The 8,045-nt window shown below is 67.2% G+C and carries 9 protein-coding genes and 1 pseudogene; 5 read left to right on the top strand and 5 right to left on the bottom strand.

The window, feature by feature from the left end; all coding sequences use genetic code 11:
• Window positions 1-453 precede the first annotated feature (453 nt).
• Complete coding sequence (gene whiA / locus ON21_RS31295) at window positions 454-891, top strand: DNA-binding protein WhiA (RefSeq protein WP_039804046.1); 438 nt, start codon at window positions 454-456, stop codon at window positions 889-891.
• A gap of 96 nt (window positions 892-987) precedes the next feature.
• A complete protein-coding gene (locus ON21_RS31290) occupies window positions 988-1,359 on the top strand; it encodes a hypothetical protein (protein WP_039804043.1) in 372 nt (123 codons plus the stop codon).
• Window positions 1,360-1,586: 227 nt separating this feature from the next.
• Here ON21_RS31290 and ON21_RS31285 read toward each other — a convergent pair whose 3' ends face one another.
• Window positions 1,587-1,868 carry a hypothetical protein gene (locus ON21_RS31285; protein WP_039804042.1) on the bottom strand — a complete coding sequence of 94 codons (282 nt, stop codon included), beginning with the start codon at window positions 1,866-1,868 and terminating at the stop codon, window positions 1,587-1,589.
• A gap of 127 nt (window positions 1,869-1,995) precedes the next feature.
• On the bottom strand, window positions 1,996-2,487 hold the full coding sequence (locus ON21_RS31280) for a hypothetical protein (protein ID WP_039804040.1): 492 nt from the start codon (window positions 2,485-2,487) through the stop codon (window positions 1,996-1,998).
• Window positions 2,488-2,834: 347 nt separating this feature from the next.
• Here ON21_RS31280 and ON21_RS31275 point away from each other — a divergent pair, with 347 nt between their 5' ends.
• The 3 genes from ON21_RS31275 to ON21_RS38885 all read left to right on the top strand — a co-directional run bounded on the left by ON21_RS31275 (window position 2,835) and on the right by ON21_RS38885 (window position 4,730).
• Window positions 2,835-3,323 (top strand): hypothetical protein, encoded by a 489-nt coding sequence (locus ON21_RS31275; RefSeq protein ID WP_039804038.1) that lies wholly within the window; start codon window positions 2,835-2,837, stop codon window positions 3,321-3,323.
• 292 nt (window positions 3,324-3,615) lie between these two features.
• The gene (locus ON21_RS31270) at window positions 3,616-3,939 is read left to right on the top strand and encodes a hypothetical protein (RefSeq protein WP_157171059.1); all 324 of its coding nucleotides are present in this window, start codon (window positions 3,616-3,618) and stop codon (window positions 3,937-3,939) included.
• Between the two features lie 653 nt (window positions 3,940-4,592).
• Entirely contained in the window at window positions 4,593-4,730 is a 138-nt protein-coding gene (locus tag ON21_RS38885) for a hypothetical protein (protein ID WP_157171058.1), read from the top strand.
• A 36-nt stretch (window positions 4,731-4,766) separates the two neighbouring features.
• Here ON21_RS38885 and ON21_RS31265 read toward each other — a convergent pair whose 3' ends face one another.
• The 3 genes and pseudogenes from ON21_RS31265 to ON21_RS39765 all read right to left on the bottom strand — a co-directional run bounded on the left by ON21_RS31265 (window position 4,767) and on the right by ON21_RS39765 (window position 6,868).
• Window positions 4,767-5,282 carry a recombinase family protein gene (locus ON21_RS31265; protein WP_245562810.1) on the bottom strand — a complete coding sequence of 172 codons (516 nt, stop codon included), beginning with the start codon at window positions 5,280-5,282 and terminating at the stop codon, window positions 4,767-4,769.
• Window positions 5,283-5,470: 188 nt separating this feature from the next.
• Window positions 5,471-5,608: pseudogene (locus ON21_RS41290) on the bottom strand (zinc finger domain-containing protein); the annotation flags it as partial.
• A 609-nt stretch (window positions 5,609-6,217) separates the two neighbouring features.
• Window positions 6,218-6,868, bottom strand: coding sequence for a hypothetical protein (locus ON21_RS39765; RefSeq protein WP_218004175.1), 651 nt, complete (start codon window positions 6,866-6,868; stop codon window positions 6,218-6,220).
• Window positions 6,869-8,045: the final 1,177 nt, after the last annotated feature.

Raw genomic sequence — 8,045 nt, 5'->3', positions numbered from 1 at the left:
AGTTGTGCGCGGCACCGCGCGATGTCCGCGCCGATCGTGTCGAGCTGGTCACGCTGGTGCGGTTCGCGAGCGGGGACGGGGTACTCGCGTTCGGTTCCCGCGCCGCGGCATGGCGGGTGTGCACGCTGCTGAGTGCGCAGCTGAAGACCCTGGGGCGGGTGGCGGCGGTCGGACCGCGGGCGCGGCCGCGGTGGCAGGTGCGGGTGGCGGACGCGACCGGGGTGCGCGTCCGGTTGGGACTGCTCGACCCCCGCCGGGGTGGGCGTCGGGTGCAGGGGTTGCCGCCGGAGGTGATCGCCCGCCTCGACCAGGACCCGGCGGCGATCGCGCGGGCGGGGTTCCTGGCCGCAGGGGCCATCCACCTCACCGGACCGGTGCCGCGACTGCAGATCACCTGCCCCACCCTGGCGGTCGCGCTCGCTGTCGCCGGGGCGCTGCGGCGGGTGGCGGCCGGTGCGGCGTCACCACGAGCGAACCGGCGCCGAGCAGGTCGCCGTGGCCGGGATCGACGCGGTCGCCACGGCGCTCGAGGCGATCGGCGCACCCCGGGCGGCGCAGAAGGTGCGTGTGCGCTGGGACGACCGGCGCCGCCACAGCGCTCACTCCGCGACGCGGAAGCTCACTGCCGCCAACGCCGGCCGCGCCCAGCAGGCCGCCGCCACCCAGATCGCTGCCGTGCGGGCGGCACTCGCGGTGCTCGGCGACCGGGTCCCCGACCACCTCGCGGCCATCGCCGAACTGCGCCTGCAACACCCGCACGCTGGGATGGGCGCGCTTGGGATGCTGGCCACCCGACCGCTGTCGAGGGACACCGTGGCCGGGCGGCTGCGGCGGCTGATCGCCCTGGCCGAGCGTCACACCCCGCGACCCGACACGACCGAAACATCCTGACGATCACGGCGCGGTTATCGTTCAGCGAAGTCTCACCGTCGGTAGGTTGCTGCGGCCCGGGTCGACACCCCTTCGATGTGGACAGGAGGTGGGGCGGTGACGTCGTGGCGTGATGTGGCCGGTGGTCATGGTTTCGGCCGGATGATCGCGTTGGGTGTCGAGGCGGTGGTGAACAAGGTCGGGCAGCGGGCGGGGTGCGCACCGTTGACCTGGGAGTTGTTCGTCACCGACGACACCGGTGCGCTCGCGGTCTCCGGCACCACCGCCGGCCGGGACTACAGCGAAGCCCAGGTCCCGGAGATCGTGCAGGCATGGGCACAACTGCTCGGGTTGTCCCGGGTTGTGCCGCCGTCCACGGGCGGGACCATCGAGTACCGGGGAGTCATCGATGCGATCGAGGTCGAGGTCTGGGGGATCATCGACCAGCAGTTCTTCGACCTCGTTGCCGGCCTCGACTTCCCTGAATGACATGGTGCCCGCACGCCGGGTCGGCATCAGGTGTGCTGGAACTGCCATTGCTGGGTATCGCTGGTGATGACTTGGTGGATGACACTCGGCCAGGTACGGTCCACCTGAGTCGAGCACGCCATTCACCAACTGCATCATTGCGTCTGGTTCGTGCGGGGGACTGCATCTTCTTCGGCTGTGTGCTGAAGGTTCGACAGAGCCTCTTGTGGGGGGCTCGGGCGTGGGTGTCAGGGTGTTTCGGGTTGGTCGGGGGTGTCGGTGATGGTCCATGCCGATTCGCCGAGTTCGCCGCCGGACGAGCGTTCGCGGGCCAGGTAGCCGGAGTCGATGAGTTCCTGGAGTGCTTCGGCGACCTCGGTGGGGTCCTCGGTGGCGGCGGCGGCGATCGAGTCGAGGGTGAGGTCCTCGCCGCGGCCCGCGGCCAGCAGAAACATCAATACCCCTTTGGCTCGGAACGAGACCCGCGCATCGCGCACGGCCGTGAGCCGGACAGCGACCCGATCGTCCATCCCGGCGTGTCCCTTCCTCTCGCGGATGGTTTGCGGTGGCACGAGCCCCCTCGCGGGTGGGGCGTTGTCTTGGCGGGTGTGGGACAAGTTGTTCAGGATGCCGCCGGGCACGCGGGTTGGCGGCTGGTCAGGCTGGCGTGTGGGTGGACTCCCACGCTTCGATGGGGTCGCGGGAATACCAATGACCGGTCCATTCACGCCCGGCTTCCAACGCGGTGTAGAACTCGATGTCGTCCGGCAAAGGAGGAGTGTGGGCGCAGAGCACGCCCGGCTGGTCGTGGTAGAAGCGGTGGGCGCGCTGCACCGATCGGGCGGCGAGTTCGGCGTGGCAGGCGCGGCGGATGATCACCGCCTCGTCGTCGGTGCGCCGATCCGGGTCGCTGGTGTGATCCAGCGGGTAATGCATCTGATACTCCAGCCGCGCCAGCGGCTCACCCGCGTGCTCGAGCAGCCACGCGATCCACGCCGGGATCAGCGGCTGCGCCGCCAACGCCCGCTGCGCGAACCCACTGCCGGTGCCGGGCCCGCGCGGGTCACCCGGCTGCGCCGTTGGCGGCGCGGCGAGTGCGGTGGAGTCCGCCTGGTCGTGATCACGCCCTTTCCGATGCCTACCTGCCATAGCCGCAAACTATCAGCATCGGTGCGAACATGGACCCCGTTCGGCTACAGGTCCAGCACGAACCGGCAGGCTGAACCCGGCCGCGATCCAGATCATCGGGTTCCACTGCTGGCCATGACCACCACTGTGCGGTGTCGCCTCCGCACGCGGTGGGTGCTGTGGTCGTTGGGCCGTATGCGGCGGCCTGACCGGCTCTGCTCACCCCTTGGGTGGGCGTGTCTGCGGAGGGTCCGATGCCCGAGCTGCGAGGATGATCGTTCATGTCCAGGGGCGAGGAGAGACCCGATCGACGTGGCGGGCAGAGCACACGCGGCTCGCGCGCGGGTACGCGCGGTCTGGTTACGGCGATGCAAGCCGAGATCTGGCATCGCCGCTACCCACCCGCCAGCGTCGTGCAGGCGCTCGCGACGGCCTGCGGGTATCCGTTGACCGCCGCGGATATGCGGGTGTTCACCGGACTGGGCATCACTCTCGCCGCCCGGGGCTGGAGCTTCGTGCGGGAGTGTTCCGGACCGGAAGTGCTCACCTTCAGCTACCGGCCCTCCGACGCCGGACCGGTGTATCTGCATGCGGGGCTCGAACCCGTCACCATCGTCGTGGTCGCTGTGGACCGGTCCCAACCGGCCGACATCGTCACCGGTTGCGAGGTCGAAGTGCTGCTCGTCGGCACCCCGCACGGGCAGGTCCGCCTCACCGACTTGGCCGGTCTGACCACCCACCTCGGTGTCATCCAAGCCTTCCGGCCGGGCGACCCGATCCCGGTCGCGTTCCCCCACGGCCACACCCGGGTCATTACCCGGCTCAGCGGGACACCGACGCATGCCACGGGCGAATAGCCGCAGACGAGTCACCGGTGCGGACACCGAATTCGGGTGAGCGGCGCGGCTGCCGGATCCCGGGTCCGGGCCGCGATGATCCGAGCTCACCACTGATCGGCTCGCCAGGCAGGGGTTTGTGAGCGCCGAGAAAATGCCCGCGCACGTTTTCGGACGCTGCGTCGGAGTTGTATTCGCCTCTGGCGGAGAGGTTTTCATGATAGGGAACACCTCTCAGTGCTGTGCCGGGGTTACCCTGGCTCGGACAGGACGCAGCCGGTTACCCGGATCCAGGGGGAAGAGGATGCTCAGTTTGGAAGAAAGAATCGCCGGTGTCCTCGCAGTGCTGAAGCGGCTCGATCCCGCGGCGCCGGTGGTGGTCGTCGACGAGATCGGCTGGCGTGTGCAGGAGCTGAAGAACGAAGTGCTCGCCAGCGTCACCGATGACCCGCAGCGCCGCCGCAGACTGCTGAACCAGGCCACCCAGGCTGGCTGGCTCGTCGCCGCGGCACGTGAGCGTGGCGAACGAGCCCTCGCCCTTGCCGTGGCCGCGCTGCAACGGGAGCTGTACGCCGCCGAACATCCGAGCATCAGCCCGCAGCCACAACACCGACCCCGGCCAGGAACGCAGCGATGAGCCTCGGCCACGCGCCGTGCCGGGTGACCGGTGCCTGGCGCTCGCGCGCTGAAAGCTGTGGGACAGCGACGGGTCCGTCGCCAGACGGTTCGGGGGCAAACAGCGAAGGCCGTTGAGCATTATCGCCCCGTGAAGCGGCGTACCTTCGTCATCGGCACGCCGATCATATTGTCCTGCACAACATTCCCGACGAATCGAACGGCCGTGTCCACGCGGACAAAGCACTGGAGTACTTCCGTGAACGGAGACCAGGCGGTGGACATATCGCGAGGAAGCCAGCTACACCGGCGACAGACAATGCCGATTCCGCGCAGCTGCTGGGACCGGAGGGGCTGCTGACTCAGGGTACCTGCAACGTGTTCGTGGCCGCTGAGGTTGCGGTCGTGCGAGCGGGTGTCGAACAGCGAGCGCGGTGGTTAGGGGCGCTGCGGGCGATTGGGGTGCGTGAATGCAGTGGGGCAGGGCCGGACCCTGGGGCTGGCGAGTCCGCCGCGTCGGTCGACTGGGACGGAAATAGGTATACCGTGGCGGGTCATTCGACCGTCGCCCGACGCGTCTTTCCGCAACGGTCAAGTCCAGATGCGTGGTGTAAGGGAACGGTCCCCGCGTGATCCTGGCGGGTCAGGCGGTCAGTGCTGAGGGGGTGTGTGGCCGTGCTCGATGAGCTCGACCGACTCACCGATGATGTTCTGAAGATGTGCTCCACGCTGGCGGGCCAGACCATCGAGAAACTCTTGGCCAAGTCCGATCTGGAAGCGGCACTGGAAGCGCTCGGGGTACCTCGCGGCTGAAGCCTGCCGCGTCGGCGTGGGGAGTAACGATGAGAATCAGCCCGCTCTCGATGCGGGGTGGTCGTGGTCACGCAGTAGCCGCAGGATGGTGGCCGGAGAGGGGTGCTGGCCTTTCTTCTTGCCCTTGGTGATGACGAGGCGGGTGGCGATCTCGCGGAGGCTGTGGTTGTGCTCGCGCAGGTGCAGTGCCATGGACAGCATGGCGTCGTCGGCGACGGTGGCGCCGCCGATGGCCTTGCCGCGTTTGCGGGCGGATTCGTGGCCTTCCAGGGTGCGGTCGCGGATGTATTCGCGTTCCATGCCGGACAGGGCGGCCAGCACGGTGAACACGATCCCGGACGGGTTGCGGGAGCCTTGCAGCTCGCCGGCGAGGAACTCCAGGCCGATGCCGGAGGCTTTCAACTGCTCAGCCAGGGCGGCGAGCTCGATTCCGCGGCCGAGGCGTTCGTGTTCGTGCACGACGAGGGTGACCGCGACACCGGAGGCGCGCAGTTCCCGGGCGAGGGCGACGGCGTTATCCAGTTCGGGGCGGGTGGTGGCGCGGCTGGAGATCTTCTCGGCGAAGACCCGGCCGACGCCGGCGGCCCGCAGGGAATCCAGCTGGCGTCCAGGGATTGGCGAGCGGTGGAGGCGCGGGCGTAGCCGATTCGCACGTGCCCGGCCGGCCGGATCACGGTCGCGGGTGGGCGCGGCAGCTCGACCCAGGCGGATCCGGGCTTGCGCAGTGCCGGGGTGGAGACGTGGAGAGCCTTGGCCAGCGAGGGCACGAGACGGAACCGGGCGGTGTGGTACTGGGCGGCGACTTTGCCCCTACCAGTCCGGCACGCGGACCCGGCCGGGGCGGCGCAGGTCGACATGGGACAGTCGTGGGCCTCCACGAGGAGGAAATCGTCGTCGCTCACCCTCGGAATTGTTTCATGTATGTGTTTCACGCTACAAGTCCGATGAAACACTCTATGGAACGTGGAACGCCCAGGATGCTCCCCCGTCGGAGCCGTGTTTCATAGGTGATCACCTATGAAACACCGAGCTCGGCCTTCCCGGCACGAAAGCGGTTCAGCGGCGAGCCTTCCGCCTCAGGTGAGGCCGATTCTCTCTCGAAGCTCAGGACCGTGATTCGCTTTTTCGGTAGTCCACGGTAGGGACTTGAAGTCGGACGGGACGAGACGACGGCCGATTGCCTTCTCCAGGCAGGGAAGCAGACCCAGCCCTCCAGCCCTGAGCCTGCCCACAACTCATCGTGAACCATGTGGAGGTCCGTGTCGGGGCTCCGGCATTCTTCGCAGCGCAGATCCACTTCGTAGGATCCATCGATCGACACCATTGGCGGCAGCGACGTCGGCCGGGGGCGTCCCGCTGCGGGCAGCTGTTCTGTCCGAGGAATTGGCCGAGGATCGACAGAAATCCGCTGTCGAGCCATCCGCGAGTCGTTTCCGCTACAGATGCAGCGGTCGATCACCAGCAATCGTTCGGCGTGTGGCCGCCTGTCACTGCATCAACGCGCGATGCGGGTGGTCTGCGGATATCGGGCAAACTCGGATGATCTGGCGATAGCCGCCGCGGATATCGACCTGGGTCGGGTGCATCGAATCCCGGTCGACGAGTTGGACGATGCCTGTGGGGTTGAGCTCGAGAGGGATCCAGTGGGGGACGTGAGGGCTCCACTCTTCGGTCGCGATCGTCAGGAGTGGCTCTGTCGGCGTACCGCACGCAGGGCAGGGCTGAGGGTAAGGATCGGTCATTACCCAGTCGATCCAGCCGCCGACCTTCCATCCAGGTGCGATGTACAAGCCGTCGTACGGATCATCGTCGTCGTAATCGTCCGGCTCAGTGCCAGCGATCTGACCTGCCGTCCATTTCTCCGCTTGCGTGGGGTACTCGACTATCTGTTCGGGGTCGATCACGCACGGCTCCGGCACGTAGTCCGAGCTTTCAACCGCTGCCGGTTCCGGGGGATTCTGGAGGATGTCGGTGACCGCTGCGGCGGACCGCCAGAACAGCGTTGTCTTGGGCATACCGACATATTCAGGGTCGTCGTCGTGTTCGAAGGGGCACCACAGTACCTGTAGCAGGTCCGTGCCGTCGGGCACGGGCAAATTCGTGACGTCGCGGGCATACAACTGCGCGACCGGCAGCATCGGTATCGGCCCCTTCGGGGGCGGTACCCCTCGGTCGACCCAACCCATGGCCTCCAGAGCCTCAGCAGTCATCAGCGCTGCATGGCGACCCGTTATGCCCGTCTGCCGTAGCCGTGCGTCCGCCAGCGACGGCAGAGTGTGCCGTGGATTCGTACCGTTCAACGATATGAAATGGAGTCCTGAGTCGTGTGCATGGGGCCCCTGGCAGTGAGGCCACGGCTCGTTGGCTGGCCACAGCAGTGGCCCACCAACCGAACTGTCGTATACCGACGGTGTTCCGGGTTGCGGGTGCAGGCGAGTCGCGGTGCGAGCGAGCGGCGCGAGGGCAGGGAAGACGGCCTCTAGATCGACGGGCCGGGGCGGAGTGGTGCGAGTCATGAAAACCTTCCGAAAGATGGCAGTGTTCGCCTTCGCGACGACCACGCGGTCGCGGCCCCATCTTGCGAGTCAAGCAGTCGGTTCGACTTCCCAAATGCGGGAATTCCCTGATCCATCCCGCCGGGGTTCTCGGTAAGCGAGTTCCTCGGTCTATACGTGGTGGCTGTCGCCGATGCTGCGCTGAAAAATGGGGGGTGGCTGGTTTCGGCGGTGCGGCTTTCGTTTCTGCTTCGGGCGGGGGCTTTCACCGCGCATAGCATGCCGGTCTGCCACATCCAGCGGTGGTTCCACTGGTGCCGGGGCCGAGCAGTTTCAGACACTGCGGTGGGTACGGCGTCACCAGCAAAGTGGTGACGGCATCATCACCCCGACTAGGTTCTGTCCTTTAATTCGGTGGGCGGGTCGGTTACGCCCTCCACCAGAGCACTGCACGCTGAGCTGTAATCAGCGCCCCTTGCGGTGGTGTACTGCCGAACCGAGTGAGTCACCCGAGGTCAGCCGGGTCCGTTGCCGGACACCGCCGCTTGCCGATCCGTACACTCACCGGCGTGGTTCCTACCAAGCGGCCATTCCCACTGCGGCAGCCCGCATCGACGTCCGACCCGTCCGCTATTCGCTCCAACGATTGGACCGTTCCGGCAGCTCGAAAACCTGCGCGACCACTGGACTCTGAAATCTTGGGTCCTCGGCCAGTCCGGCTATTACTGCGCCTGCTCGACGTGGCTCCTCAGCCGCACAGTGATACAGAGAGACCGATATCCTCGCATTCATTCGGGCGGCGCCGCCCGCGATCGAAGGG

This window comes from Nocardia araoensis NBRC 100135 (assembly GCF_000308435.1).
Lineage (GTDB): Bacteria > Actinomycetota > Actinomycetes > Mycobacteriales > Mycobacteriaceae > Nocardia > Nocardia araoensis.
Note: the sequence above shows the minus strand (reverse complement) of the source record. Positions and strands in the feature narration are given on the sequence as shown.

Excerpts from the sequence above, each read along its gene's own strand:
- ON21_RS31285 (WP_039804042.1), bottom strand. The coding sequence starts at position 1,868 with ATGGACGATCGGGTCGCTGTCCGGCTCACGGCCGTGCGCGATGCGCGG.
- ON21_RS31280 (WP_039804040.1), bottom strand. The coding sequence starts at position 2,487 with ATGGCAGGTAGGCATCGGAAAGGGCGTGATCACGACCAGGCGGACTCC.
- ON21_RS31275 (WP_039804038.1), top strand. The coding sequence starts at position 2,835 with ATGCAAGCCGAGATCTGGCATCGCCGCTACCCACCCGCCAGCGTCGTG.
- ON21_RS39765 (WP_218004175.1), bottom strand. The coding sequence starts at position 6,868 with ATGCTGCCGGTCGCGCAGTTGTATGCCCGCGACGTCACGAATTTGCCC.